Here is a 25,460-nt window from a genome sequence, read left to right on the forward strand (position 1 = left end):
CATGCGTCGCCTGTTTCTGATCCTTCTTCTATGCCTTGCCGGCCCGGCCATGGCACAAGACACCGACCTCGAACTGGTGCTGCTGGCGGATGCCTCGGGTTCCATCGACCAGCGCGAGATCGACTTCCAACGCCAAGGCTACGCGCAGGCGATCACCGATCCGGAGGTGCTCGCCGCGATTGCCAACACGGCCTATGGCTCGATTGCCGTGACCTACGTCGAATGGGCGGCCAACACGGCGGTGGTTGCCGACTGGATGAAGATCGACGGGCCGGAAAGTGCAACGCTTTTTGCCGCCGAATTGCTGAACAAACCGCGCCAGGCCTATGGGCGCAACGCCATCGGCGCGGCGCTGCTCGACGGGTTGCGGCTGATGGACACCAACGAGTTTGACGGCTGGCGGCGGGTGATCGACTTTTCCGGCGACTCTGTGCGCAGCTATTCCGGCCCCTCCATCGCAGAAGCCCGCGCGACGGTGCTGGCCGCTGGCGTGACGATCAACGCCCTGCCGATCCTGCGCCCGGACGATCCCGGTCGCGCCCAAGGCGGGCTTGAGGCGCAGTACGAGGCGCAGATCATCGGCGGGCTGGGGGCGTTTGTGGTTACCGCCGAGAACCGCGATTCATTCGCGGAAGCGGTGAAGCGCAAGCTGATCCTGGAGATCTCGGGCGAGATGCCGACGCAGGACGTGGCTGAGGCGCGATAGAGTACACCGTCATCCTCGGGCTCGACCCGAGGATGACGGTCGAAAGGTTTACTCGTCCAGCGACCCGTGCACAGCCAGCAGCGCCATATCCGCCTCCTGCGGTTCGATCACCCGAAACGCTTCCTTCACCCCGGCTTCGGTCAACTCGCGGCTCACCGTCAGCAACGTGTTGGGTGCATGTTCGTCGCACAGCTCCGCCATATGCGCGATTTCGGCCTCGGCCACGGGCCGCGCGGCCTCAACCGACGGTGCGCCATACATGTCGACGAAATGCTGCGCGAGGCCATGCACCAGCGCTTCATGCTCGACCGGCTCCATCTGCGTCACCGCCACGAAACTCACCCGGCCAAAGGTCTCGGCCCCGAGCCAGCCGTTCGTGAACGCCTGTTTCGCGCGGCCCTCCAGATCGCCCTCGGACCAGTTGGAAAACTCGAACCCGCCCGAGATACACCATTCGCCCGTGCGTGCCGGGGAATGAAAGACGCGCTGGTCGCTTTCGTCGAAATGGATGGCACGGGCAAGTTTCATCAACGGATCTCCAAAAGGTCGGTCACCGGCAGGAGCATGGTCTGCCCCTCGGTCCGAAGCAAGAGGCCAAGCTTTTCATCCAGCCCAAGGAAGTGACCAGAGCGGCCAAGGAATGTCCCGTCCGCGCCTATCCCATGCGCCAGACCGGACCATTCAGCGTGCAGCGGTCCGATGCCCTCGTCCTCCCACCGGCTGATCCAGTTGAGAAGATGCCGCGACCAGCTTTCCAGCAGATCAGTCGGGGTCAGGTCGCCGCAGCCTTCGCTCATCAGGTCGGTCTCGTCCGGTGTTTCGCCCCCCGCCACGTGCGGCCGGGCAAAGACAAGTTCGAACCCGGCGACCAGCCAGCCGGGCTCTTCCGCCACGTCCGAGACATCCGTCGCGCCCCGCACATATCCACAGCGCGCCCCGTTCACCCGGATCGGCCCGTCCCAGCACAGATGCACCGCAAGTTCCGACGGACCCAGCGCGCCCAGCGCATTCTGCACCGCGACCCCGGTCAGTGGCAGCATCGCCGCCGCATCCGCCAACGGCACTTCGGGTGCCAGTACGATGGCCGCCTGCAACCGTTCGGGCGTCACATCATAGAGGATCGTGCCCGCATCACAGCCTTGCGCTGCCTCCGAGCACGCCGCCTCGAACGGGTCGGCCCCCGCCGCGTTGATGCCCTGCATCAAGGGCGGGAACATCGGACCAGAGGTCATGCCTTGCCAGCGGCAATCAGCGTGCGGGCCAGATCACGGAAGGCCTGTGCCTGAGCACTGTCGGGTTTCGACACCACGATGGGCGCACCGCCGTCAGCCGCCTTGCGGATGTCCAGATGCAGCGGGATTTCCGCCAGCAAGGGCACGCCGATCTTGGCCGCTTCTGCCGCCACCCCACCATGGCCAAAGATGTGCTCTTCATGGCCGCAATTGGAGCAGATATGCGTCGACATATTCTCGATCAGCCCGACGATCGGCACGTTCATCTGGTTGAACATGTCGATCCCCTTGCGCGCATCCAGAAGCGCCACGTCCTGCGGGGTCGAAACCACCACCGCGCCATCGACATGCGCCTTCTGCGACAGGGTCATCTGCACGTCACCGGTGCCCGGCGGCAGGTCCACCAGAAGCACATCCAAAGCGCCCCATTGCACCTGCATCATCATCTGCTGCAACGCGCCCATGAGCATCGGACCACGCCAGACAACTGCCTGACCTTCGTTCACCATGAGACCGATGGACATCATGGTCACACCGAAATTGCGCATCGGCAGGATGGTCTTTCCATCCGGGCTGGCGGGACGACCGGACACGCCCAGCATCCGCGGCTGGCTCGGGCCATAGACATCCGCATCAAGCAAGCCAACGCGCCGCCCTTCGGCAGCTAGCGCACAGGCGAGGTTTGCCGACACGGTGGATTTGCCGACGCCGCCCTTGCCGGACGCAATCGCCAGAATCCGGTCCACACCGGGGATCTTCTCGGGGCCTGCCGGTTTTGGCTTCGCCCCGCCCTTGAGATCGGGCGGCGGTTTCGGCGCGGAATGCGCGGTCATCACCGCCGACACGCTGGCCGCACCCAGCGCCTTCACCGCGTCCTCGGCGGCTTGGCGCACCGGGCCATAGACGTCGGCCTTGTCCGGGGTCACTTCGACCACGAACCGCACCGCACCGCCATCCACGTTCAGCGCGCGGACAATACCTGCAGCCACGATATCCTGTCCCGAGACCGGATCGGTCACGGCTTTCAGTGCGGCCAGAACCGCCTCACGATCCAGGGCCACAGTCAGTCCTGTCCCTTGATGGTGCCGGTTACGACATGCTCAAGCTCGAGACCGTCGATCGTCAGAATCACTTTTGCCTCGAAGGACTTGCCGCTGGTGTCGGCGTTGCGCATCGCCTCTTCGATGGCCTGTTGAGAGGTCACCCCAACCTGCTTGAGGAACTTGCGCATCGACATGTTGAAATCATCGCTCATCGGTTATCTCCCTTGGCGTTCCCTCGTTCTTTGCGAGGCGAAGCGTTGACGGGTGTAAGCCAGCGCAAGTAGGCTTTCAAGCAAGGAGGCGCTGTAGAATGACCGCGACCCGACATCTTTGGCGTTTCAGCTTCGGCGCGCTGGCCGCCGTTTTGCTGACGCAGCCTGTGCTGGCGCAGGACAAGACCTTTACTCTGGAAGCCCCTGACGCGCTGGTGGACAGCGGACTGCTCAAGTTCCTACTGCCGCGATTCTCGCTCAAGACCCAGACGCGCATCACGCTTGCAGAACCCGGCACACCCGCCGATGCCCGGTTCGGAGACGGTGGCATTGTCGCGTTCGCAGGCCTCGACACGGTTTGGAAATTCGACGCGGGCGACGATCCCGACGCCCAGCGCTTTGCCGACTGGCTTCGCTCGGATGTGGGGCGCAACACGGTGGACAGTTATCAGGTCGACGGGGTTGCGCCCTTCACGTCCGAGATCAAGGTCGAGAAAGTCGTGGTCCAGATCACCTATGACGGGGACGCGCTGCGCGGCGAAGAGGTGTCTCTCTCCCATTGCGGGCGCTGCCATGTGGTGAGCGACAAGAACCGCATGAACTCCATTGGGTCCACCCCGTCCTTCGCGGTATTGCGCACGCTGCGGGATTGGGAAGACCGGTTTCAGGCCTTTTACGTGCTGAAACCGCACCCGGCCTTTACCCAGATCGAAAACGTGACCGAGCCGTTTGACCCAACCCGCCCGTCGCCGATTGCGGCGGTCGAGATGACGCTGGACGATCTGGAGAACATCATGGCCTTCGTGCAGGGCATTGCGCCTGCAGATCTGGGGCGGCCGGTTCAGTCGATGCAGGACTGAGGGAAGAACGCCTTTCGAAAGGCGTTCCCCCGCGATTTCGAAATCGCGACAAGCGCGTTCGAACGCGCTTGCCCGTTCAATGATCCTTGCGTTTCGAGTAGGGCGTCTCTTTCAGGTAATCATCAGTCGTGCGCGGGATGCGGGGTTCGCCCAGCGCGAAGGGGTTGTTCTTCGAGTGGTATTGCGCCTGAATCCGGCAATTGTCGCACATCTGGATCATCTTCGCAGCGTCGCTGGTGGCGAACATCGAATGCTTGCCCGCCAGCTTTTCGGTGATCTTTTCGATGGTCGATTTCACCCCGAACAGCGCCCCGCATTCGATACAGGCAAAGGGCTCCTCCTCGTTCAGCACAACCTGGCTGAAGGCTGCATCGGTGAGGTTCATCCGCGGCTCGAGCGTGATCGCGGTCTCCGGGCAGATCGTGGCGCAAATCCCGCATTGCAGGCAGGCGTCCTCTTGAAACAGCAATTGCGGCAGGTCCGGGTTGTCGCCCAACGCACCGGACGGGCAAAGCGACACACAGCTCAGGCACAATGTGCAGGAATCGGTGTTGACCAGAACCGCACCGTAGGGCGCGTTTTCAGGCAGTGGGAGGATCTCGGCCTCGGGCATCATCGCCTTGGCGGCCACACGCGCCACCTGACGGCGTGTGCCGATGGGCAGGCTGGGGGATGCGACGGGCTTCGGCGCTGCACCGCCGTAAAGGTGATCGCTCAGCGCGTCGGGATCGACCATGTCGATCACCTGCACGCGGCCACCTCCGGACAGCGCATTGGCCAGCATCGCCTCATGTTCGGGCGTGTCCCGCTCGGTGCGCGGGGCGAGCAGCACATCAACCGATGCAAATCCACAGCTGAGCGCGGCCATCATCTCGGCATGGCCAAAGGCGGCCAGACTGTCCATCGCGAAGGGGATCACATCCGCAGGCAGGCCCCGGCCAAAGCGGGCCGAGAGGCTGATCATCTCGGTCCCGTGGTCTGCATCGTGGACCAGCAGACGCGGCGCGGTACCGCCCGCCTTGCGATAGGTCGAAGACAGCGCGTCCAGACGCCGGAACACCGCCGATACCGGCGGCGCGTCATAGGCGATGGCGCCCGACGGACAGAGCGCGGCACAGGCCCCGCATCCGGCGCAGATCATCGGGTCGATGGCGACGTGATCCCCTGCCGAGGTGATCGCGCCTGTCGGGCAGATGTTCAGACATTTCGAGCAGCCCGTCTGTTCCGCACGGCTGTGCGCGCATAATGCGGGCTCCAATGCGATGTAGAGCGGCTTCTCGAAAGTGCCGACCATTTGCGCCGCCTCAGCCAGAACCGTCGCCACTGCAACGGGCTGGCGCGGATCGGCGCGCAGGTAGCCTTCGCGCTTGTGCGGCGCGGGCACCATGGCGGGATCGCCTGTCAGGTCGACCACCAGATCGCATTCCGACACAGCACCATCCTTGGGGGTGCTGAAGCCGAACGCCCCGCGCCCACCAGGCAGGAGTTGCGAGAACCCGTCGATCCGCACTTCGAACTGGCCGAGCGCGCCGTTCAGGTTCCGCACCCGTCCGCGTACCACATCAAAGCGACGGTCGAGCGGCACATCTGACGTGTCCGTCTGCAGAACCGTCACCGCCAGCGTGTCGCAGAGCTGGGCGGCTGCCGCGAACACGGTTTCGCCGCTGCCGACGATCAGGCAGGTGCCTTCGCTGACCACATCGACCACTTTGGGCGCAGGCAGGCTGAGTGCTGCCTCTGCGGCAAGGGCTGCCTGTTTCGGTCCGGCCTTGGCGCCCTGATCGCTCCAACCCGCGCGGTCGCGGATGTCGACGAATCCGGGGGCATCGACGCCCAACTCTTCGGCCAGCATCTCGAAAAATGCACTTTCCTGCGTACAGGCGATCATCACGTCCCCGGCCTCGATCGCCTTCGCGGCGGCCTCGGTCTGTGTGCCGCACAGGTTGGTATAGACCTTTGACGGATCAAGCGATGTCACATCGCCGATGGCGGCGGCATCGACGGTCTGGCTGCCAAGGCAGTCACAAAGAAGCAGTCTGGTTCCCATGTTGGCCCTTTCGCGGCGGTTGCCCGCGTGGTCTCTTGTCGTTGGTTGATATTTGGACATACCCAAGGGCTATGCTAGGCAGATGTCAACCGCGCCCGTGAGGCCGGATTGGGAGGACACACGTTTGACCACGACAGAGACCCGTTCCATCGAGATGCCGGTGGGCGTTGTGATGCAGCGCCGCCCCGGTGTGACCCGCTGGCAGAAATGGGCCTATGCGCCCACAGCATTGTTGCCCGGAGCCGGGCCCGCGCATTGGAAATTGCTGCGGGAGGAAGGCGATATTGCCGAATTCCATGTTGGCACCCGCGCGCTGACCCTGTGGCGCACCGATGCCGAGGCGTATCGCATCGGGCTCGCGGAAAAAGTCGTCTGCGCCTATGTCGTGCTGCAGCCCGGCGACGATGAATGGCCCTACAAGGTCAAGCTGATCACCGCCAACCCGCATGAGGCGATGCAATATTCCGATGGGGGCGAGGACGTTGTCGAAAAAGTCCCGATGCCGCCTGCCCTTGTGGCCTGGGTGCAGGAATGGACCGACCTTCACTTCGTGGAAGAGCCTTTCGTGAAACGCAAGCGTAAGCGCTATCTGGAAGACAAGGTCGAAGACGGCAAAGGCGATCCACGCATTGCTCAGGTCAGCGACGTGTATCGCGCACCGTCCAGCGCCCGAAAGGCGCGCGAGTCATGAGCCGGGGGTCGGATTTCTGGTCCCGCCGCAAGGCGCGGGTCGAAGCGGAAGAAGCCGAAGAGGCACGCCGCGCCGAAGTGGCGGAAGTCGAGGCGCAGCAGAAACAGCTTGAGGAAAAGACTGACGCCGAGATCCTGGAGGAGTTCGGCCTGCCCGACCCAGAAAAACTTGAACCCGGTCAGGACATCGCGGGCTTCATGAACAAGGCGGTGCCCGAACGTCTGCGCCGCCGCGCGATGCGGCAGTTGTGGCGGCTCAATCCGGTGCTCGCCAATCTGGACGGGCTGAACGATTACGACGGTGATTTCACCAATGCCGCGACCGACGCGCCGGGGGTCAAAACGGCCTACCAGGTGGGCAAGGGATTGCTGCGTCATGTGCAGGCTCTGGAGGAACAGGAGCGGGCCAAGATCGCGGCGCAATCTGGCGAACACCTTGATACCCCACAGAATCTGTCGGAAATCGCTATAGCAGATACGTTCCGCGAAGATTCTCCGGATAGTGGCCCATTTCCGGAAATTATGCAGGACAATGCAATTGCCGCGCCTGCATCTACGACCATGGTCGCAGACGATGCGAACCAGGATGAATATGCCAACAGCACACCGTTGGATACAGTATCCGAGGAACCTGCGCGTCCACGGCGGATGCGATTCAGAATAGAAAGTGAGACAGGATGACAATGAGCGCGGCTCAGACCTCGCCATCGGTGTCAGAAGAAGACCGCCTGCGCGCGGATCTCTACAACTATCTTGGCCTGATCCTGTCCGCGCCGCCCGACGAGTTTTTGCTGGCGCAAACCGCTGGTCTGACGGGCGATGACACGGACCTTGGTCAGGCGATCACCCGTCTTGCGGATTGCGCCCGAACCACAACTCCGCAACAGGCAGAGCGCGAATTCAATAAGCTGTTTATCGGTTTGGGCCGGGGCGAGTTGTTGCCTTATGCCAGTTTCTACCTGACCGGGTTTCTGCACGAAAAACCGCTGGCCGTGCTGCGCAGCGACCTGTCGGCGCGCCGGATCGAACGCGCGCCCAATGTCTATGAACCCGAAGACAACATTGCCACGCTCATGGAAGTGATGGGGGGGCTGATTGTCGGACGGTTTTCAACGCCGTCGACGATCGAAGATCAAAAGCTGTTCTTCAACCGCCATATCGCCCCGTGGGCAAGCCATTTCTACGCCGATCTTGAAACCGCAAAGACCGCGATGCTGTACAGCGCGGTCGGCTCGGTTGGAAAGGCATTCATGCAGATTGAGCGCGAAGCGTTCAGGCTGACGCCGTCCTGACCCCGGTCGGGTTCGGTTAAGAACCGGGCGGGAAACCGCCCCAATGCGGCCCACTTGCCGCGCATCTTGGAAGAAGGGAGGAAACCTTCCATGACTGAGAAAACCGAGGCGTCCAAAAGTCGCCGTGATTTTCTGAAGCTGGCAAGCACCGCAGCCCCGGCTGCCGTTGCGGCGGTCGCCGTGTCCGGCACCCAAGCCGAAGCGGCGGAAACGCCCAAGGCAGACGGCCGGATGCAAGATACCGCGCACACCCGCGCCTATCTCGCCAGCGCCCGCTTCTGAAGAAACGGTCACACGCATTCCCTGATCCGACCGGACAGAGACCGGTCGCAGGACGCAACCCCGCCAACGGCGCATCGCGCCCAGGTAGCTTGAGAGGGATAACATGCTAAGAAAGAAAACCGGAGGGCTGACACGGCGCGCTGCGCGGACAGGCCTGATTTCCGAGATTTCCAATAAATCTGTCGACAGACGCTCGTTCCTGCGCGGATCGGGTCTGGCCATCGGTGGCCTTGCCGCGATCAGCGCCACAGGTGGAGCCGTCACGCAAGCCAGTGCACAATCCGCCGTCAACGGCGCGGTTCAGACCGTCAAGTCGGTCTGCACGCACTGTTCCGTCGGCTGTACCGTTGTTGCCGAAGTCAGCAACGGCGTCTGGATCGGGCAGGAGCCCGGCTGGGACAGCCCGTTCAACCTTGGCGCCCACTGCGCCAAAGGTGCCGCCGTTCGCGAGCACGCCCATGGTGAGCGCCGCCTCAAGTACCCGATGAAAAAAGAGGGTGGTGAGTGGAAGCGCATCTCGTGGGAACAGGCGATCAACGAGATCGGTGACAAGATGCTTCAGGTCCGCGACGAAAGCGGTCCGGACTCGGTCTACTGGCTCGGTTCCGCCAAGCACAACAACGAACAAGCCTACCTGATGCGCAAGTTCGCCGCCTATTGGGGCACGAACAACATCGACCACCAGGCGCGTATCTGTCACTCGACGACTGTGGCCGGTGTGGCGAACACATGGGGCTACGGCGCCATGACCAACAGCTACAATGACATCCACAAGTCGCGTGCGATCTTCCTGATCGGCGGCAACCCTGCCGAAGCGCACCCGGTGTCGCTGCTCCACATCCTCAAGGCGAAAGAGCAGAACAACGCGCCGCTCATCGTCTGCGACCCGCGCTTCACCCGCACCGCAGCCCATGCCGACGAATATGTCCGCTTCCGTCCCGGCACCGACGTGGCGCTGGTCTGGGGTATCCTGTGGCACATCTTCGAGAACGGCTGGGAAGACAAAGAGTTCATCCGCACCCGAGTTTGGGGCATGGACCAGATCAAGGAAGAAGTCGCCAAGTGGAACCCTGACGAGGTCGAGCGCGTCACCGGCACCCCCGGTTCGCAGCTTGAGCGCGTTGCACGCACGCTGGCCAACAACCGTCCTGGCACCGTGATCTGGTGCATGGGTGGCACCCAGCACACCAACGGCAACAACAACACCCGCGCCTACTGCATCCTGCAGCTGGCTCTGGGCAACATGGGTACCGAAGGTGGCGGCACAAACATCTTCCGCGGCCACGACAACGTGCAGGGCGCAACCGACCTTGGCGTTCTCGCCGATACCCTGCCCGGCTATTACGGCCTTGCCGCAGGATCGTGGGCGCACTGGGCCCGCGTTTGGGAGGAAGACCTCGACTGGCTGAAAGCGCGCTTCTCGCAAGAGAAAGTGGGCGACACGCCGATGATGGAGCTGACCGGGATTCCGGTATCGCGCTGGATCGACGGTGTTCTGGAAGACAAGGAAAACCTTGATCAGCCGGACAACACCCGCGTGATGGTGCTGTGGGGCCATGCGCCCAACTCGCAGACCCGTCTGCCGGAAATGAAGACGGCGATGGAAAAGCTCGACACGCTGGTGGTGATCGATCCCTTCCCGACCGTCTCTGCCGTTCTGCATGATCGCACCGATGGCGTGTACCTTCTGCCGGCAACGACTCAGTTCGAAACCCGTGGTTCTGTCACCGCCTCGAACCGGTCGCTTCAGTGGCGGGATCAGGTCATGGCTCCGATGTTCGAATCGAAGACCGACCATGAGATCATGGCGATGTTCGCCCAGAAGTTTGGCTTCCACGACCGCATCTTCCGCAATATCGCGCTGGAAGACGACGGCCTGACCCCGGTGATCGAAGACATCACCCGCGAGTTCAACCGCGGCATGTGGACAATCGGCTATACCGGCCAGTCGCCCGAGCGGATGAAGCTGCACATGGCGAACCAGCACACCTTTGACCGCACCACCCTGCGGGCAAATGGCGGTCCGGCTGATGGCGACTATTACGGCATGCCGTGGCCTTGCTGGGGCACACCCGAGATGAACCATCCCGGAACAGCGAACCTCTATGACATGTCGCTGCCCGTCTCCAAAGGTGGCCTGACCTTCCGCGCCCGTTTTGGTGTGGAAAAGGATGGCGAGAACCTGCTCGCGGAAGGCGTCTATTCGCAGAACTCGGAAATTCAGGACGGATATCCTGAGTTTACCATGCAGATGCTGATGGACCTTGGTTGGGACAGCGACCTGACAGCGGAAGAGCGCGCGGCGATCGACGCCGTGGGCGGACCGAAAGCCAACTGGAAGACCGACCTGTCGGGCGGTATCCAGCGGGTGGCGATCAAGCATGAATGCGCGCCCTTCGGCAACGCCAAGGCCCGTGCCGTCGTGTGGACCTTCCCGGATCCGGTGCCGGTGCACCGCGAACCGCTCTACACCAATCGCTACGACCTCGTGGCCGACTACCCGACCTACGAGGACAAGAAGTTCTGGCGTGTGCCGACGATGTACAAGTCGATCCAGGCCAAGGATTTCTCGGCGGATTACCCGATCATCCTCACCTCTGGCCGATTGGTCGAATACGAGGGCGGCGGCGACGAGACACGGTCGAACCCGTGGCTGGCCGAGCTGCAGCAGGACATGTTCATCGAGATCAACCCGCGCGACGCCAACAACCTTGGTGTGCGTGACGGGGCACAGGTCTGGGTGGAAGGCCCCGAAGGCGGCAAGGTCAAGGTTATGGCCATGCTGACCGAACGGGTTGCTCCGGGTGTGGCGTTCATGCCGTTCCACTTCGGTGGGCACTACCAGGGCGAGGACCAGCGGTCCAAGTACCCGGAAGGTGCAGACCCCTATGTCTTGGGTGAATCGACCAACACCGCGCAGACCTACGGGTATGACTCGGTGACCCAGATGCAGGAAACCAAAGCAACGCTTTGCAAGATCATGGCAGCGTAAGGAGGAGAATGAGACATGGCACGCGCTAAATTTCTAGTCGACGCCGAACGCTGCATCGAATGCAACGCCTGCGTTACAGCCTGTAAGAACGAGCACGAGGTTCCGTGGGGGATCAACCGCCGCAAGGTGGTCACGATCAACGACGGTATGCCTGGCGAACGCTCGATCTCGGTGGCTTGCATGCACTGTTCGGACGCGCCCTGTATGGCCGTCTGCCCGGTGGACTGCTTCTACCAGAACGAAGAAGGTGTGGTCCTGCACTCCAAGGACCTCTGCATCGGCTGCGGCTACTGCTTCTATGCCTGCCCGTTCGGCGCACCGCAGTACCCGCAAGCGGGCAACTTCGGCAGCCGCGGCAAGATGGACAAGTGCACCTTCTGCGCCGGTGGCCCGGAAGAGAACCACTCCACAGCCGAGTTCGCCAAGTACGGCCGCAACCGGATCGACGAAGGCAAGCTGCCGATCTGCGCCGAAATGTGCGCAACGAAGGCTCTGCTTGCCGGGGACGGCGACATCGTCGCGTCGATCTACCGCGAGCGCGTCGTCGCCCGTGGGTTCGGCTCGGGTGCTTGGGGCTGGGGCACAGCCTACGATCAGAAAGACGGCTGATCGTCGTTTTACATGATTGACCAAAGAAAAGCCCCGGAGTTCGCTCCGGGGCTTTTTCGTTGGGGTATGCCGGGCTGAAGCTCCGGCCTATGCGGATTTGTGGTTGCTATATGTCACGCAGCATCGTCATCCTCGGGCCTGACCCGAGGATCTGTCTGGTATGAGGTCCTCGGGTCTTCGCCCGAGGATGACGGTGTATCGAAAGAGAAGAAGCGGCGCCGCCCCATTGGGCCTGACGGTTCTCTCAAATCCGCGATTCAACGCGTGACCTGTACTCCGGGGTTGCCAGAGCCTGTTCAGACCGGTCTCTCATGGTCAGCCTTCCGGCATGTGAGAGAAATGCGAGTTTTGCGAAATCATGGATCGCCAATACCCTGCCGCGCTGCGCGCTCTCGGGACATTGGCAATACACAATGTTTGTTTTTCGCAAACCTCGCGAGTCAGTGTCGTCTACGCGGCATGGGAGTGACCCTTCCCGCTCAAAAGCTTTTGTGGGCGTGGGTATGACGGAGCGTTGGTTAAGGACCTCGAAACGGGGCGTGCGGTGCCACGCCTATCAGATGTCAAGATCCATCCAGACCGGCAGATGATCGGACGCGCGGCGCGCCTCGCCCTGCTCGAACACCCCTGCCCCGGCCACTCGCAAGCCGCGCCCCACGGCAAAGCGATCCAGCGGCGCGATGGGACGGGAGGCATGAAAACTGCGTCCGGGACTGATGACGTCAAAGGCATGTTCCAGAATGTCGAAGCCGATGCGCGGCGACCATTCGTTGAAATCACCAGCGATCACCGCCCTGTCCGTCCGCGCCGCCAACTCATCCAGCAAATGCGCCAGTTGCAACTGACGGCAGCCTCGGCGCAGGCCCAGATGGGTGCCCACAAGCGTCAGACGTGTCCGTGGTCCTTCAAGATCGGCGATCAGCGCGCCACGCGGTTCGATCCCCGGCAGGCTCAGACGTTCGGTCGCGCCGATGCGCCAGCCGTCCCGCACCAAAAGCGCGTTGCCGTGCCAACCGGAACTTGGCCCGTTGGTGACATTGAGCACGCGCAGCCCGGTGTGTTCGAACAGCGCGTCTTCGGGCAGCACGGCGGGACGCGCCCCCAGCCGTTTGTCCGCCTCCTGCAGCGCCACCACATCAGCATCAAGCTCGGCCAACACACGGATGATCCGCAACGGATCGCGCCGCCAATCCAGCCCCACCGCCTTGCGGATGTTGTAGCTGGCGATCCGCATCACAGCACCGGGGCAAACAGGCGGGCGATCCGCGCCAGCATGCCAACGATCATGTTGCGATCCGAAAGGTCGATGTCCACCCGCGTGGCATTGCCGAAATCGGTGCTCAGCATCGTCTCGACCTCGGACGCGGCGGTCTTGCCCTCCATCACCACTGTCAGTTCGAAATTGAGCAGGCCCGAACGGACATCCAGATTGATTGACCCGATCGATGTCAGGTCATCATCCACCAGCGCGACCTTCTGATGCACAAACGCCGGATCATAGGTCCAGATTTCACCGCCCACAGAGCGCAGGTCGTCGAAATAGGCCATCGCCGCGAAATAGGTGATGTAGTGATCGGCCCGGCCCGGAACGAGGATCTTGACGTCGACTCCCCGCAAGGCGGCAAAGCGCAGCGCGGTCAGCACGTCGCGGTCGGGTACGAAATAGGGCGTCGAGATCCAGAGGCGCCCTTGTGCGGCATGGGCCAGCGCGATGAAATAAAGATTGCCCGCAGCGATTTCCTCGGCCGGGGACGGGGCAAGTGCCACGGCTCTCAGAGGGCCAGCGGGTGCCGGCGTGGATGCGGCGATGTCGCCAAGGTCTTCGCCGGTGGCCCACATCCAGTCCGAGGAGAAATGCAGCGCAAGCTGCGCCACGACAGGGCCGCGAAAGCGCGCAAAGGTGTCGCGCCACGGGCCAATGGATGGGTTCCGCCCGACATAGGTTTTCGACACATTCAGACCGCCGGTAAAGGCGACGGTGTTGTCGATCACAACAAGTTTGCGGTGATTGCGGAAGTTGAGCTGAAACGGCCCAAGCAAGCGACTTGGCCCCTTCGGCCGCGCCAGCCTTATGCCTGCCTGTTCCAGCGACCTCTTGAAGCCGCGCGGCAGACCGAAGAACGGCAGTTCGTCATGCAGCAACCAGACCGACACGCCAGCCTTCGCACGCTCGATCAGGGCATCCCGCAGGACACGACCGATGTCGTCATCCTCAATCGTATAGAACTGCACGAAAAGCGTGTGCTGCGCGGATCGGATCGCCTCTTGCACGGCCTCATAGGTCGCGTGCCCATCGACGAGCAGCGACATGTCGTTGCCATCGGTCACCGGTAGGCGCGCAATCCGCGCAAACGTGTCGAGCCGCGACGGTTCGTGTGTGACATTGGCCTCGGAGGCCATATCAAAGATGTCTTCGTCGGATTTCCGGCGGTCGCGTTCAAAGCTTTTGTAATCGGCATGGCCGAACACAAGGTAAAGCAACGTGCCGAAAATGGGCAAAAGCAGGATGAGCAGAATCCATGCCGTCGCCCCTTGCGGCGTACGGGAGGTCAGGAGCGCGCGGTAGGCCGCAAACAGCCCAAGCGCCGCAAGAGCCGCAGCGATGGCGGCGTTGGTGAGCGTGATAAATTCAGCCATCAACCGTCAATTCTACGTCCGTCTTCATTTCAGAATGGCTTGCTGTTGGCATCATCTTTAGTATCCTGACAAAGGTGTATGGCTCGCCCATGTTTTGCGGTCCGACATCGTCAAAAAATACGGTCAAACCTGACCCAAAAACACTGCATTTCGCAAGGCCGGGCGTTTCATGCGCCCATTAGGGAGGACGCAGGGATATGCGTGACATTCGACACTACATCCTTGGTTGCATCATGGCCGCACTGGCCGTTCTGGTTCTGGCATCGTGGCTGACCACGGGTATGGCAAACGCACAAGAGGCCGGTTCCGTTGCAACCGAGACCGAGATCGATCGCTCTGCTACGGGTGGGGCTACGACGTTGGAAGACATCATGCGTCGCCAGCAAGGCTTGCCTGTCGACAATTCATTCCGGGCCGAAAACATCGGCGATCCGTCGGCTGCCGCTGGCATCACCGATCAGTTGGGCACCCTTGGTGGCGCCTCCGATCCCGATCTGTGGCGCGGGATGCGGTTCAACGCGGCGGATGTCACCACGCAGGCGCGCGGACCGGCTGCCGATGTGCTCATCCAGGACCGCGGCATGTGGTGGCTGCTGTTCCGCGAAGGCCCGTTGCTGACCTATGGCGGCTATCTGCTCTTGGGGACCATCGGCGCGCTGGTGTTGTTTTTCCTGCTGCGCGGTCGGGTCAAGATCGACGGTGAAAAGACCGGACGCCGCATCGAGCGCTTCAAGAACTTCGAACGCTTCGGTCATTGGCTTTTGGCGGGGTCGTTCATCTTGTTGGGGATCACCGGTCTGGTGTCCCTCATGGGACGCAAATTCCTGATTCCGACCATCGGACACGAAAGCTATGCGCTGATCGCGGGGGCGTCGAAATGGATACATAACAACGTGTCCTGGGCCTTCATGCTGGCGCTGGTGATGGTCTTCGTGATGTGGGTCGTGCACAACTTCCCCGACAAGACAGACCTCAAGTGGCTGGCCAAGGGCGGTGGTCTTTTCGGCGGCGGACATCCCCCAGCCAAGAAGTTCAACGCGGGTCAAAAACTGATATTCTGGTCGGTGATCATTCTGGGCGGGTCCATCTCGGTCTCTGGTCTGTCGCTGCTGTTCCCGTTCGAACTGCCGATGTTTGCCAAAACCTTTGCCATCCTGAACACCACCGGCCTGCCGGAAATGCTGGGCTTTGGTATCCTGCCCGAAGCCATGACTCCGCATGAAGAGATGCAGTATGCGCAGCTCTGGCACGCGATTGTCAGCTTTGTGCTGATGGCGATCATTCTGGCGCATATCTATATCGGCTCGGTCGGCATGGAAGGCGCCTATGACGCGATGGGCACCGGCATGGTCGAGGAACAGTGGGCCAAAGAGCACCACAGCCTGTGGGTCGAAGAAGTGAAGAAGCGGGAAAACAAGGCGCCCAGCGGCGCCACCCCCGCCGAGTAACATGCGCACGGCTTTGGCCACTTCTGCGGCCCTGTTTTGGGCGACCTCCGGGGCCGCAGGCGATTTTTTCACACTCCAAGGTCATGGCGGCCCCATCATGGGGATCGCCGTGTCCGAGACCGACCAGATCGCCACCGTGAGTTTCGACAATGCGGTGGGGCTTTGGTCGGATCAGATGCCTGTGTGGTTTGACGGGCACGAGGCGGCGGTCAACGCCGTGCTCTTTGCGCCGGATGGCCGGATCTATTCAGCGGGTGACGATTTCACGCTGCGGGTCTGGGCTGCCGACGGGACGACGGTTGCGGTTCGCGATGGGCACAAGGGAAAGGTTGTGTCTTTGGCCCTGTCTCCGGACGGGACGATGGTGGCGTCGGCCAGTTGGGACGGGAGCATCGGGCTCTGGCCTGTGGACGGCGGCGCGCCGGTGTTTCTGACCGGGCATAGCGGGCCGGTGAATGACGTGGCGTTTACCCGTGACGGTCTGGGCCTTTATTCCGCCTCGGCCGATGGCAGCATTCGGTTGTGGGATTTGTCCATCAACAGCGAACGCCAGCGGGTGATCGAACACGGGTTCGGCGTGAACGAGCTTGAGCTGAACGAAGACGCGGGCTGGCTCGCCTATGGCGCTGTCGATGGCGGGACACGGGCAATTGATCTTGCGACCGGAGACACGCTGGCCGATCTGACGCTGGAGCGGCGACCGATCCTGTCGATGGCCACCAGTCCGGATGGCATGACGCTCGCCGTGGGGGATGGCGAGGGGTATATCATGGTGGTCGACACGCCGAACTGGCGCATCGCCCGCGATTTCCGCGCAACCGAACGCGGCCCGGTCTGGGCTCTGGCGTTTTCCAACGATGGGACCAACATCCATGCGGGCGGGCTGGACCCGCGCATGTATTCCTGGCCCATCGCCGCGATGGGCGAGGCCGATCCGATGGCAACCGGATCGCCGTCTTTCCTGCAGGCCGCCGACACGATGCCAAATGGCGAGCGGCAATTCATGCGCAAATGCTCGATCTGTCATACACTGACGCCGGGCAGCGCGCGCCGCGCCGGGCCGAGCCTCTATGACCTGTTCGGCAGGCAGGCGGGCACTGTCGAGGATTACACCTATTCCGACGCGTTGAACGGGTCGGACATCATTTGGGACGAAGACACGATTGATGCTCTTTTCGATATCGGACCAGAGCATTACATACCCGGCACCAAGATGCCGATGCAGCGGATCACAGGGGCGCAGGACCGCGCCGATCTTGTGACCTATCTGCGTGAGACAACCGCACCTGAGGAGAGTTCGCAGTGAAAGCCATGCTACTTGGATTTGTCGCCATCGCCGTGATCGCCGTTGGCGCGGATTATACGCTGGATCAGATGGGGTGGAGCGCCGCTGAGCAGGGCGCGTCCCCTTCCAATGTGCGTTTGGGCAACTGACCGGTCAGGTACCGACCTGAAGCACCGACGTTTTCTGCCGCAGCATCGCAATCACACTTAGTGCTGTGATCTTGCCTGTGGCCGGGTTTTCTGCGGTCGGGCGGTTCTGGATCGTCATGGTGAAGTCTGAACTGTCCGACACAACGCGGACGGTGTGCTGGTTCTTTTCAAGCGACGGGTCGGCCCAAACCTCCATCCGGGTTTTGTCGGTGCCGTAGCCTGCAAGGCTGACCGCGACTGCGACGTTCACGTTGGCCGGGAACACCTTGGCCACATCGGTGACCGCGCCGCCCATCACCAACTTCGGTTCTGTCAGGTTACTAAGATCGATGTTGTTGTCGATCACGTAAGGTGCCTTGGCGAGGCCTGCGACGGGTTTGCGGGTCTCGATCACGACCGATTCCAGATTGCCGACCGCAGCCCCCTTGATCGCGTCGAGGCCGAGAATTGCGCCTGATGGGATGAGGATCTTCGCTCCGGTTTCGGCCGCACGGTCGAACAGCGCCTGCTGGCCCATCAACTGGCTGGCCGACAGGACGATCAATTCCTTGCCTGCCTCAACGGTGGGCACGGCCAGTTCCATGAACAACTGCGGCGGCAGGGTTTCGACGACGATGTCGCAATGATCCGCGATCTCGCTCAGGGAATAGACCGGGGCGGGTTTCGACAGGGTCGCATTCGCCTCGGCGGCGCGGTCTGCGGTGCGGGCGCTGATGCCCCCCAATTCGCAGCCGGGAATGCCGCCGCGATCCAGTTCCTGAGCGACGTGCAGCCCGATGGCGCCAAGTCCTGCTATTCCGATTTTCATGCCCTGTACCTTTCGACCATATCTACAATTCTGTGTGCTGCAGCGACCGACGCCGCGTGATCCTGTGAGAAGTTCAAACGCACGCTGGAATGCGTGTGCGGTGAGAATTCCGACCCCGGTGTGACCGTGACCCCGGCCTGAAGGCGCAGGAGGCGGACAAAATCCTCGGGTGAGACCACCAGTTTGGGCAGTTCCGGGAAAAGGTAGCTGCCCGCCTGTGGGCAGGCGGTCCGGAAACCGGCATCGCGGAAGATCTTGAGCAGGTCGTCACGGATTGCCTCGTGCTGGGCAATGCGGGTGTCCATCCAGCCTTCGGGTTCGTGGAACCATGTCTTGAGCGCGGCTTGGGAATAGCCCGCAGCACGCAGAGACACGATAGCCTGCAGTTTTTCCATTCGGTCGATCAAAGGGGCCGAGCCGAAGGCAACGCCAAGGCGGAAGCCGCTGAGGGATTCCGTTTTGGACGGCCCCATGATGGTGATCAGGTTCTCGGGTCGCGTCGCGCAGGCGCGCATGTGGGTGTAGGTCTCGCCACTGTAGCGCAGGCGGGAATAGAGCTGATCGACAATCACAGTCACATTGTGCTCTGCCGCGAGGCGGGCGATTTCGATGATCGCGTCTTCGGATGTGACCACGCCGGTCGGGTTGTTGGGGGTAGAGAAGACCAGCACCTCGGCCCCGGCGTTGAACGCCGCTTCCAACTGGCCAAGGTCCGGGCCGCGCTGCGGGGCGTCTTCGTGGTAGTGGAGGGCAACCGGCATGATCTCACCGCCGAAGAAGGCGACGAGTTTGCGGTTGGCAAAGTAGTCCGGCTCCATAATGGCAACCTTGGTGCCCCGGTCCACCACTGCACCAAGCGCCAGAAACAGCGCGCCTTGGGTGCCGGGGGTGATGATCAGCTCATCCACCGGATCGACCGGTGCGCCTGTAAAGGCGGCAAGGCTCGCGGCCACGTCTGCGCGGATCGCGGCGGCACCGCGATATTCGGTATAGGCCTGTGACCCACCCTCCTTAAACCCGGCTTCCCATGCGGCCCGTGCGCCGGGGGTGGGTTCGAACGCGTCGACATCGCCATGCGAGAAATCGACCGGAGTGCCGGGCAGGATATCGCCGCGCATCACCGATTTCAGATCGTCCGCGTTCTGGCGCACCTCTTGTCCCGGCGCGTTGTCTGCGCCCAGCCGTGCGAATTTCGCGTCAAGACTGCTCATCTGTCCCTCCCTTGTGTTCCGTCTTATCTAGCCCGGCAGGCAGGCTTGCGCCAGTTCCAGAACGCGATCAGGTGGCTTGCGCCGTTGTTAGCGCTGACGTAAAGCTGCGGCATGTTTCTGGGCATCGACATAGGCACATCGGCGGTCAAGGTAATCTGCACCGATGGTGACGTCATTCATGCTTCGGCGACCGCCAATCTGACAGTTCAATCGCCACATCCGGGCTGGTCGGAACAGGACCCCCAGGCATGGTGGTCGGCGGTTCGGGCTGCGTTGAACGAGGTTGCCGGGACGGTTCCGTTGTCCGGTGTGACCGGGATTGGTCTGTCGGGACAGATGCATGGGGCGGTTCTGTTGGATAGTGCTCGGGACGTGCTACGTCCCGCGATCCTGTGGAATGACAGCCGGTCGACCGAGGATTGCGCGCATCTGCAAGCGGCGTTGCCAGAGATCGGCACAATTGCCGGGGTGCTTCCCCTGCCCGGCTTTACCGCGCCCAAGCTGATGTGGGTGGCGCGGGAAGAGCCGCAGGTCCATGCGCGGATCGCGCATATCCTGCTGCCCAAGGATTACATCGGCCTGCGCCTGCATGGTGAGCTTGTCACGGACCGATCGGATGCGGCGGGGACGTTGTGGCTGGATCAGGGTGCGCGTGAGTGGAGCGCGGCTGTGGCCGGGGCGAGTGCCACGGAGATGGCTTGGCTGCCGCGTCTGGCTGACGGGCATGAGGTGGCGGGTCAGATCACGGCTGCGGCCGCGGCCGAGACCGGGTTGCCTGCGGGCATTCCTGTCGTCGCAGGTGGCGGCGATGCCGCAACCGGGGCAGTGTCGCTGGGCGCGACTGAGGCGGGACGCGGGTTCATCTCGCTTGGGACATCGGGGCAGTTGTTCGTGGCGGGCGATGCCTATCATCCGAACCCGGCCAAATTCGTGCATGCCTTTGCCCATACGGTGCCAGAGCGCTGGTATCAGATGGCGGCGATGCTGAATGGGGCGCGGCCGATTGCGTGGCTAGCGGGGCAGTTGCAGATCAGTGCGGGTGAGGTTGTCGACTTGGCCGAGAGTGCTGACCCGAACCGCGTGCCGATCTTCCTGCCCTATCTGACCGGCGAACGCAGTCCGCATGGTGATCCGCATATCCGTGCCGGTTTCTTTGGGCTGGAGGACAGCACGGATCGCGCCGCGCTCTGTCGGGCGGTGCTTGAGGCGGTGGCCTTTACCTTTGCCGATGCCGTTGACAGTTTTGGCGACACCGTTGCCGGTCTTCCGCATCTGGCCGCAATCGGCGGCGGCAGCAAATCGCCCTTCCTGTTGCAACTGATCGCCAATGCGACGGGTCAGCGGATCGGGCGGACCGTTGGATCGGATGCAGGCCCCGCCATGGGGGCTGCCCGGCTGGCGGCCTGTGGCATGGGTGCGATGAGCCTGTCTGATCTGGGGCACCAACCCGAGATCGCGGATTGGTTTGATCCAACTTCGGTCCCGGACCTCGACGGCCGCTTGCAGCGGTATCGTGCGCTTTACCAAGCCCTTAAGCCTTTGCGCTGATCCTTGGCACCGCGTGACGCACTATGCGGCACCGCCTGCGGCATGGGACAGAAACTTTACGCGCATTGTTGATTTTTTGCGCGCGATAAGAAATTGTCAAAATTGGATAGAGTATTCCGACGCGTCTGCAGGGCCCCACAATGTCACAACCCGAGATCCGGAACATGGAAGAATTCGCCGCCATCAGCGGCATCTCCCGGCCCACCGTGTCGAAGTATTTCCACGACCCCAGCAGCGTGCGCAAATCCACACGAATGCGGATCGAAGCGGCGCTCGAAAAGTACGATTACCGGCCCAACATCTACGCGATGAACCAGAACCGGAAGCTGACCAAGAATATCGGCATCGTGGTGCCCTATCTGGCGGACCCGTTCTTTGGCGAAATCGTGCGGATGATCGAAGGCCGCTGTATCGAAGCGGGGTTTACGCCGTCGTTGTTCAGCGCGCATGGCGATCAGGCGCATGAGAACGACATTCTGGACAGTTTGCGGTCGATGAAACCGGCGGGCGTGCTGCTTGCCCCGCTCGGACGGCAGTCGGACAAGGCGGCCATCGAGACCTTCTGCAAACACGTGCCCACTGTGCTTTTTGACAGTAATATCGAAGGGATGGGTGAAGCGTTTGTCGGTTCGGACAACCACAGTTTCGTGTCGCAGACCGTGGAATATCTGAGCCGCACCGGCGAGTCGCCCTGTTTCTTCGAGATGCGAACACCCGCCAACCCGAACGCCAACAAACGCCGGATCGCCTATCTGTCGATGATGGAGCGGCTTGGGCTTGAGCCACACGTGATCAAGATTGACGGCACAGGATGGGGGTTCGAAGAGATTGGGCGTCAGGGCGGTTTGAAGGTGTTGTCGGAAAAGTCGCTGCCCACCAATACGGTGCTGTGCAGCAACGACCGTCTGGCCATTGGGTTTCTTGCGGCGTGTTACGAAAGCGGGGTGCGGGTCGGGCGTGCTCCGGGGTGCGAATTGCGAGTCGCGTCACATGACGATCACCCGTTCTCGAGGTTTACCTGCCCGTCCCTGACCACCGCAGCGCATGATTACAACGCGGTTTCGGACCACTCGGTTGAGACTCTGTTTCGCCTGATCGAAAGCGGCGGGCGCTTTGAAAACAGGGCAGAAAGCCTGTTTCCGGCACGTTTGATCATGCGGGAGTTTGCGTAGTAAAATTTACGCGAGTAAAATTTTGATTGACGCGAGTAAATGATTTGGTGTTGAGTGCCCCCAGGTAATCCAAAAACCAGGGAGGATTCGGATGCACCTGAGTAACGCACTTCGTGCGGCGACAGCGTTGTCGCTCATCATGGTCGGGGCCGCACAGGCAGAGACCATCACCATCGCAACAGTCAACAACGGCGACATGATCCGCATGCAGGGTTATACCGACGACTTCACGGCCAAGACCGGCCACGAAGTCGAGTGGGTGACGCTGGAAGAAAACGTGCTGCGTCAGCGTGTGACCACGGACATCACCACCAAAGGTGGTCAGTTCGACATCATGACCATCGGCATGTACGAAACCCCGATCTGGGGTGCCAACGGCTGGCTTGTTCCGCTGGACGGTCTGTCGGCAGAATACGATGCCGCAGACATCCTTCCGGCCATGGCCGGTGGCCTTTCGCATGACGGCACGCTTTATGCGGCACCGTTCTATGGCGAAAGCTCCATGGTCATGTACCGCACGGACCTGATGGAAAAAGCCGGTCTGGACATGCCGGAAGCCCCCACGTGGGAGTTCATCCGTCAAGCTGCGGCCGCAATGACGGACCGCGCCAACGACATCAACGGCATCTGTCTGCGTGGCAAGGCCGGTTGGGGTGAAGGCGGTGCCTTCATCACGGCGATGTCCAACTCCTTCGGCGCACGCTGGTTCGACATGGAGTGGAACGCTCAGTTCGACACGGAACAGTGGGCAAACACCCTTAATTTCTTCAAGGGCATGATGGACGAGTCCGGTCCTTCCGGCTACGCAACGAACGGTTTCAACGAGAACCTGTCGTTGTTCAACCAGGGCAAGTGCGGGATGTGGATCGATGCGACTGTTGCCGCATCCTTCGTGACCGGCGCAGACTCCACCGTTGCTGACTCCGTGGGCTTTGCCTTGGCGCCTGACAATGGTTTGGGCAAGCGCTCGAACTGGCTGTGGGCATGGGCCCTTGCCATCCCGGCAGGCACCCAGAAAGAAGCCGCTGCAAAATCCTTCATCGAGTGGGCCACATCCAAGGACTACATCGAGCTGGTAGCCGCCAAAGAAGGCTGGGCCAACGTACCTCCGGGTGCACGGACATCTCTGTATGCGAACCCCGAGTACCAGAAAGTTCCGTTCGCCAAGATGACGCTGGACTCGATCCTGTCGGCTGATCCGAACAACTCGACCGTTGAGCCGTCGCCGTATGTTGGCATTCAGTTCGCTGCGATCCCCGAATTTGCCGGTATCGCATCCGAAGTGAGCCAGGAGTTCTCGGCCGCTTATGCTGGTCAGCAGACAGTCGAAGAAGCGCTCGCGAAAGCTCAGGCGATCACAACCGAAGCAATGGAAGCCGCCGGCTACCGTTGATCCCTGTGATCGAGTTGGAGAGGGCGGTCATCGCACCGCCCTCTCCCCCCACACCCCAATACACATGTTTTGAACGTGGCCCTATTCTGACAGCGCGGTAGTGTACGCGGGCTGGCAACGGAGGAGATGTATCCCATGGCGACGAAAGCATCCCGATCAGCGGCCCGACTGATGATGGCCCCGGCGGTGATCCTGCTTCTGGGCTGGATGCTGGTCCCGCTGATCATGACCCTCTGGTTCTCGTTCCGAACCTACCTGCCGCTGCGCGGTGGCGATCAGGGTTGGACCGGGTTCGACAACTATGTCCGCTTCGTGAGCTCCAGCGCCTTCTGGCCCGCCGTACAGACCACGTTGATTATCGTTCTGGGTGTGCTGGTCATCACCGTCTGCCTGGGCATCCTTCTGGCGATCCTGCTGGACCAGCCGATGTGGGGACAGGGCATTGTTCGTATTCTGGTCATTGCCCCCTTCTTCGTGATGCCGACCGTGTCCGCGCTGGTCTGGAAGAACATGTTCATGGATCCTGTGAACGGTTTGTTCGCCCATTTGTGGCGCTTCTTTGGGGCCGAACCGGTCAGTTGGCTGTCCGACGCGTCCTTGCAATCGATCATCATGATCGTCAGCTGGCAGTGGCTGCCCTTCGCCACACTGATCCTGCTGACCGCCATCCAGTCGCTTGACAGCGAACAGTTGGAGGCTGCCGAAATGGACGGCGCCCCGGTTCTCAAGCGGTTTTTCTATATCATTCTTCCGCATCTAAGCCGCGCGATCACCATCGTTCTCCTGATCCAGACAATCTTCCTTCTGGCGATCTTTGCCGAGATTTTCGTGACCACGGGCGGCGCGTTCGGAACCCGCACCCTGTCCTATCTGATCTTCCAGCGCGTGCTGGAAAGCCAAAACGTCGGACTTGGTTCAGCCGGTGGTGTCTACGCCATCATCCTCGCCAACATCGTCGCGATCTTCCTGATGCGGATCGTCGGCAAGAACCTGGACAACTGATCATGGCCCGTTCTGTTTCTTCCCGCCGCAAACTGATCAATACCGGCCTTGCCTGGGCGATTGGCTTGCTGATCTTCTTCCCGATCCTCTGGACGATCCTCACCAGCTTCAAGACCGAGGCACAGGCGATCGCCAGCCCGCCGATCTTTCTGGCCTTCGACTGGACAACTGAAAACTACGGCGTCGTTATGGAGCGGTCTGACTATGGCCGGTTCCTGATGAACTCGATCATCATCGCCGGAGGATCGACCATCCTCGGTTTGATCATCGCGGTGCCTGCGGCTTGGTCGATGGCATTTGCGCCGTCACACCGGACCAAGGACATCCTTTTGTGGATGCTGTCGACCAAGATGCTTCCTGCCGTGGGTGTGCTGTACCCGATCTACCTGCTGTTCATTCAGTTGGGACTTCTGGACAGCCGGGCCGGTCTGGTGGTCGTGATGATGCTCATCAACCTGCCGATCATTGTCTGGATGCTGTATACCTACTTCCGCGAAATCCCGGTCGAGATCCTCGAAGCGGCGCGGATGGACGGGGCCACGCTCAAGGAAGAGGTGCTGTATATCCTCACGCCGATGGCGGTTCCGGGTATTGCCTCTACCATGCTCCTGAACTTCATCCTCGCCTGGAACGAAGCCTTCTGGACGCTGAACCTGACGGCCGTCAACGCCGCCCCGCTGACCGCGTTCATTGCCAGCTATTCCAGCCCCGAAGGCCTGTTCTTCGCCAAGCTCAGCGCGGCCTCGACCATGGCCATTGCGCCGATCCTCATCCTTGGCTGGTTCAGCCAGAAACAACTTGTCCGCGGCCTGACCTTCGGCGCCGTCAAATAACGACCTGAC

General features: G+C 61.7%; 25 protein-coding genes. 16 read left to right on the forward strand and 9 right to left on the reverse strand.

Annotated features, from left to right (window positions below; genetic code table 11):
- The first annotated feature begins 1 nt into the window (after window position 1).
- Window positions 2-706 (forward strand): DUF1194 domain-containing protein, encoded by a 705-nt coding sequence (locus ACMVPR_RS12770; RefSeq protein ID WP_416883198.1) that lies wholly within the window; start codon window positions 2-4, stop codon window positions 704-706.
- A 48-nt stretch (window positions 707-754) separates the two neighbouring features.
- On the opposite strand, the gene ACMVPR_RS12775 is transcribed toward ACMVPR_RS12770, so the two are convergent.
- The 4 genes from ACMVPR_RS12775 to ACMVPR_RS12790 are packed head-to-tail and all read right to left on the reverse strand — an operon-like array spanning window position 755 to window position 3,193.
- A complete protein-coding gene (locus tag ACMVPR_RS12775; protein WP_416883199.1) occupies window positions 755-1,234 on the reverse strand; it encodes a DUF6505 family protein in 480 nt (159 codons plus the stop codon).
- Complete coding sequence (locus ACMVPR_RS12780; RefSeq protein WP_416883200.1) at window positions 1,234-1,938, reverse strand: DUF4444 domain-containing protein; 705 nt, start codon at window positions 1,936-1,938, stop codon at window positions 1,234-1,236. Before ACMVPR_RS12780 ends, ACMVPR_RS12775 begins: the two co-directional genes overlap by 1 nt.
- Window positions 1,935-2,999: an Mrp/NBP35 family ATP-binding protein gene (locus ACMVPR_RS12785; protein ID WP_416883201.1), complete on the reverse strand. Its 1,065-nt coding sequence runs from the start codon at window positions 2,997-2,999 to the stop codon at window positions 1,935-1,937. Before ACMVPR_RS12785 ends, ACMVPR_RS12780 begins: the two co-directional genes overlap by 4 nt.
- A gap of 2 nt (window positions 3,000-3,001) precedes the next feature.
- Window positions 3,002-3,193 carry a DUF6494 family protein gene (locus ACMVPR_RS12790; protein WP_292267676.1) on the reverse strand — a complete coding sequence of 64 codons (192 nt, stop codon included), beginning with the start codon at window positions 3,191-3,193 and terminating at the stop codon, window positions 3,002-3,004.
- Window positions 3,194-3,291: 98 nt separating this feature from the next.
- Here ACMVPR_RS12790 and ACMVPR_RS12795 point away from each other — a divergent pair, with 98 nt between their 5' ends.
- Window positions 3,292-4,053, forward strand: a complete 762-nt coding sequence (locus ACMVPR_RS12795) for a hypothetical protein (protein WP_416883202.1) — start codon at window positions 3,292-3,294, stop codon at window positions 4,051-4,053.
- A gap of 76 nt (window positions 4,054-4,129) precedes the next feature.
- Here the strand turns inward: ACMVPR_RS12795 and ACMVPR_RS12800 are convergent, their stop codons facing one another.
- Entirely contained in the window at window positions 4,130-6,100 is a 1,971-nt protein-coding gene (locus tag ACMVPR_RS12800; RefSeq protein ID WP_416883203.1) for a 4Fe-4S binding protein, read from the reverse strand.
- A gap of 124 nt (window positions 6,101-6,224) precedes the next feature.
- Here ACMVPR_RS12800 and ACMVPR_RS12805 point away from each other — a divergent pair, with 124 nt between their 5' ends.
- From ACMVPR_RS12805 to fdh3B, 6 genes are all read left to right on the forward strand, one after another.
- Window positions 6,225-6,791, forward strand: a complete 567-nt coding sequence (locus ACMVPR_RS12805) for a DUF3305 domain-containing protein (RefSeq protein ID WP_416883204.1) — start codon at window positions 6,225-6,227, stop codon at window positions 6,789-6,791.
- Window positions 6,788-7,471 (forward strand): DUF3306 domain-containing protein, encoded by a 684-nt coding sequence (locus tag ACMVPR_RS12810; protein ID WP_416883205.1) that lies wholly within the window; start codon window positions 6,788-6,790, stop codon window positions 7,469-7,471. Before ACMVPR_RS12805 ends, ACMVPR_RS12810 begins: the two co-directional genes overlap by 4 nt.
- Window positions 7,468-8,082, forward strand: coding sequence for a TorD/DmsD family molecular chaperone (locus ACMVPR_RS12815; RefSeq protein WP_416883206.1), 615 nt, complete (start codon window positions 7,468-7,470; stop codon window positions 8,080-8,082). The genes ACMVPR_RS12810 and ACMVPR_RS12815 overlap by 4 nt, the downstream gene beginning before the upstream one ends.
- Before the next feature lie 90 nt (window positions 8,083-8,172).
- On the forward strand, window positions 8,173-8,364 hold the full coding sequence (locus ACMVPR_RS12820; protein ID WP_292267669.1) for a ubiquinol-cytochrome c reductase iron-sulfur subunit N-terminal domain-containing protein: 192 nt from the start codon (window positions 8,173-8,175) through the stop codon (window positions 8,362-8,364).
- Window positions 8,365-8,467: 103 nt separating this feature from the next.
- Window positions 8,468-11,356 carry a formate dehydrogenase subunit alpha gene (locus tag ACMVPR_RS12825; RefSeq protein ID WP_416883207.1) on the forward strand — a complete coding sequence of 963 codons (2,889 nt, stop codon included), beginning with the start codon at window positions 8,468-8,470 and terminating at the stop codon, window positions 11,354-11,356.
- Between the two features lie 15 nt (window positions 11,357-11,371).
- Window positions 11,372-11,965, forward strand: coding sequence for a formate dehydrogenase FDH3 subunit beta (gene fdh3B / locus ACMVPR_RS12830; protein ID WP_416883208.1), 594 nt, complete (start codon window positions 11,372-11,374; stop codon window positions 11,963-11,965).
- Window positions 11,966-12,521: 556 nt separating this feature from the next.
- Here the strand turns inward: fdh3B and ACMVPR_RS12835 are convergent.
- Window positions 12,522-13,199 carry an endonuclease/exonuclease/phosphatase family protein gene (locus ACMVPR_RS12835; RefSeq protein ID WP_416883209.1) on the reverse strand — a complete coding sequence of 226 codons (678 nt, stop codon included), beginning with the start codon at window positions 13,197-13,199 and terminating at the stop codon, window positions 12,522-12,524.
- Window positions 13,199-14,602, reverse strand: a complete 1,404-nt coding sequence (cls, locus tag ACMVPR_RS12840; RefSeq protein WP_416883210.1) for a cardiolipin synthase — start codon at window positions 14,600-14,602, stop codon at window positions 13,199-13,201. Before cls ends, ACMVPR_RS12835 begins: the two co-directional genes overlap by 1 nt.
- 197 nt (window positions 14,603-14,799) lie before the next feature.
- Here cls and ACMVPR_RS12845 point away from each other — a divergent pair, with 197 nt between their 5' ends.
- The 3 genes from ACMVPR_RS12845 to ACMVPR_RS12855 are packed head-to-tail and all read left to right on the forward strand — an operon-like array spanning window position 14,800 to window position 17,484.
- The gene (locus ACMVPR_RS12845) at window positions 14,800-16,050 is read left to right on the forward strand and encodes a formate dehydrogenase subunit gamma (protein ID WP_416883211.1); all 1,251 of its coding nucleotides are present in this window, start codon (window positions 14,800-14,802) and stop codon (window positions 16,048-16,050) included.
- Window position 16,051: 1 nt separating this feature from the next.
- Complete coding sequence (locus tag ACMVPR_RS12850; RefSeq protein WP_416883212.1) at window positions 16,052-17,356, forward strand: c-type cytochrome; 1,305 nt, start codon at window positions 16,052-16,054, stop codon at window positions 17,354-17,356.
- Complete coding sequence (locus tag ACMVPR_RS12855) at window positions 17,353-17,484, forward strand: hypothetical protein (RefSeq protein ID WP_300580342.1); 132 nt, start codon at window positions 17,353-17,355, stop codon at window positions 17,482-17,484. Before ACMVPR_RS12850 ends, ACMVPR_RS12855 begins: the two co-directional genes overlap by 4 nt.
- A gap of 4 nt (window positions 17,485-17,488) precedes the next feature.
- On the opposite strand, the gene ACMVPR_RS12860 is transcribed toward ACMVPR_RS12855, so the two are convergent.
- Window positions 17,489-18,292, reverse strand: a complete 804-nt coding sequence (locus ACMVPR_RS12860) for an aspartate dehydrogenase (protein ID WP_300580312.1) — start codon at window positions 18,290-18,292, stop codon at window positions 17,489-17,491.
- Window positions 18,289-19,503 (reverse strand): pyridoxal phosphate-dependent aminotransferase, encoded by a 1,215-nt coding sequence (locus ACMVPR_RS12865; RefSeq protein WP_416883213.1) that lies wholly within the window; start codon window positions 19,501-19,503, stop codon window positions 18,289-18,291. The genes ACMVPR_RS12860 and ACMVPR_RS12865 overlap by 4 nt, the downstream gene beginning before the upstream one ends.
- Before the next feature lie 111 nt (window positions 19,504-19,614).
- Between ACMVPR_RS12865 and xylB the strand changes: the two genes are divergently transcribed.
- The 5 genes from xylB (at window position 19,615) to ACMVPR_RS12890 (ending at window position 25,451) form a co-directional block, all read left to right on the forward strand.
- A complete protein-coding gene (xylB, locus tag ACMVPR_RS12870) occupies window positions 19,615-21,051 on the forward strand; it encodes a xylulokinase (RefSeq protein WP_416883214.1) in 1,437 nt (478 codons plus the stop codon).
- 140 nt (window positions 21,052-21,191) lie between these two features.
- Window positions 21,192-22,223, forward strand: a complete 1,032-nt coding sequence (locus ACMVPR_RS12875; RefSeq protein WP_416883215.1) for a LacI family DNA-binding transcriptional regulator — start codon at window positions 21,192-21,194, stop codon at window positions 22,221-22,223.
- A gap of 91 nt (window positions 22,224-22,314) precedes the next feature.
- Window positions 22,315-23,616 (forward strand): ABC transporter substrate-binding protein, encoded by a 1,302-nt coding sequence (locus ACMVPR_RS12880; RefSeq protein ID WP_416883216.1) that lies wholly within the window; start codon window positions 22,315-22,317, stop codon window positions 23,614-23,616.
- Between the two features lie 135 nt (window positions 23,617-23,751).
- Complete coding sequence (locus tag ACMVPR_RS12885) at window positions 23,752-24,618, forward strand: carbohydrate ABC transporter permease (protein WP_300580327.1); 867 nt, start codon at window positions 23,752-23,754, stop codon at window positions 24,616-24,618.
- Between the two features lie 2 nt (window positions 24,619-24,620).
- Window positions 24,621-25,451 carry a carbohydrate ABC transporter permease gene (locus tag ACMVPR_RS12890; RefSeq protein ID WP_416883217.1) on the forward strand — a complete coding sequence of 277 codons (831 nt, stop codon included), beginning with the start codon at window positions 24,621-24,623 and terminating at the stop codon, window positions 25,449-25,451.
- Window positions 25,452-25,460 lie beyond the last annotated feature (9 nt).

This window comes from Marivita sp. (assembly GCF_048006345.1).
Lineage (GTDB): Bacteria > Pseudomonadota > Alphaproteobacteria > Rhodobacterales > Rhodobacteraceae > Marivita.

Bases quoted from the DNA above. Each gene is read 5' to 3' on its own strand.
- ACMVPR_RS12770 (WP_416883198.1), top strand. From the start codon at position 2: ATGCGTCGCCTGTTTCTGATCCTTCTTCTATGCCTTGCCGGCCCGGCC.
- ACMVPR_RS12775 (WP_416883199.1), bottom strand. From the start codon at position 1,234: ATGAAACTTGCCCGTGCCATCCATTTCGACGAAAGCGACCAGCGCGTC.
- ACMVPR_RS12780 (WP_416883200.1), bottom strand. From the start codon at position 1,938: ATGACCTCTGGTCCGATGTTCCCGCCCTTGATGCAGGGCATCAACGCG.
- ACMVPR_RS12790 (WP_292267676.1), bottom strand. From the start codon at position 3,193: ATGAGCGATGATTTCAACATGTCGATGCGCAAGTTCCTCAAGCAGGTT.
- ACMVPR_RS12795 (WP_416883202.1), top strand. From the start codon at position 3,292: ATGACCGCGACCCGACATCTTTGGCGTTTCAGCTTCGGCGCGCTGGCC.
- ACMVPR_RS12800 (WP_416883203.1), bottom strand. From the start codon at position 6,100: ATGGGAACCAGACTGCTTCTTTGTGACTGCCTTGGCAGCCAGACCGTC.
- ACMVPR_RS12810 (WP_416883205.1), top strand. From the start codon at position 6,788: ATGAGCCGGGGGTCGGATTTCTGGTCCCGCCGCAAGGCGCGGGTCGAA.
- ACMVPR_RS12815 (WP_416883206.1), top strand. From the start codon at position 7,468: ATGACAATGAGCGCGGCTCAGACCTCGCCATCGGTGTCAGAAGAAGAC.
- ACMVPR_RS12820 (WP_292267669.1), top strand. From the start codon at position 8,173: ATGACTGAGAAAACCGAGGCGTCCAAAAGTCGCCGTGATTTTCTGAAG.
- ACMVPR_RS12825 (WP_416883207.1), top strand. From the start codon at position 8,468: ATGCTAAGAAAGAAAACCGGAGGGCTGACACGGCGCGCTGCGCGGACA.
- fdh3B (WP_416883208.1), top strand. From the start codon at position 11,372: ATGGCACGCGCTAAATTTCTAGTCGACGCCGAACGCTGCATCGAATGC.
- ACMVPR_RS12835 (WP_416883209.1), bottom strand. From the start codon at position 13,199: ATGCGGATCGCCAGCTACAACATCCGCAAGGCGGTGGGGCTGGATTGG.
- cls (WP_416883210.1), bottom strand. From the start codon at position 14,602: ATGGCTGAATTTATCACGCTCACCAACGCCGCCATCGCTGCGGCTCTT.
- ACMVPR_RS12845 (WP_416883211.1), top strand. From the start codon at position 14,800: ATGCGTGACATTCGACACTACATCCTTGGTTGCATCATGGCCGCACTG.
- ACMVPR_RS12850 (WP_416883212.1), top strand. From the start codon at position 16,052: ATGCGCACGGCTTTGGCCACTTCTGCGGCCCTGTTTTGGGCGACCTCC.
- ACMVPR_RS12860 (WP_300580312.1), bottom strand. From the start codon at position 18,292: ATGAAAATCGGAATAGCAGGACTTGGCGCCATCGGGCTGCACGTCGCT.
- ACMVPR_RS12865 (WP_416883213.1), bottom strand. From the start codon at position 19,503: ATGAGCAGTCTTGACGCGAAATTCGCACGGCTGGGCGCAGACAACGCG.
- xylB (WP_416883214.1), top strand. From the start codon at position 19,615: ATGTTTCTGGGCATCGACATAGGCACATCGGCGGTCAAGGTAATCTGC.
- ACMVPR_RS12875 (WP_416883215.1), top strand. From the start codon at position 21,192: ATGTCACAACCCGAGATCCGGAACATGGAAGAATTCGCCGCCATCAGC.
- ACMVPR_RS12880 (WP_416883216.1), top strand. From the start codon at position 22,315: ATGCACCTGAGTAACGCACTTCGTGCGGCGACAGCGTTGTCGCTCATC.
- ACMVPR_RS12885 (WP_300580327.1), top strand. From the start codon at position 23,752: ATGGCGACGAAAGCATCCCGATCAGCGGCCCGACTGATGATGGCCCCG.
- ACMVPR_RS12890 (WP_416883217.1), top strand. From the start codon at position 24,621: ATGGCCCGTTCTGTTTCTTCCCGCCGCAAACTGATCAATACCGGCCTT.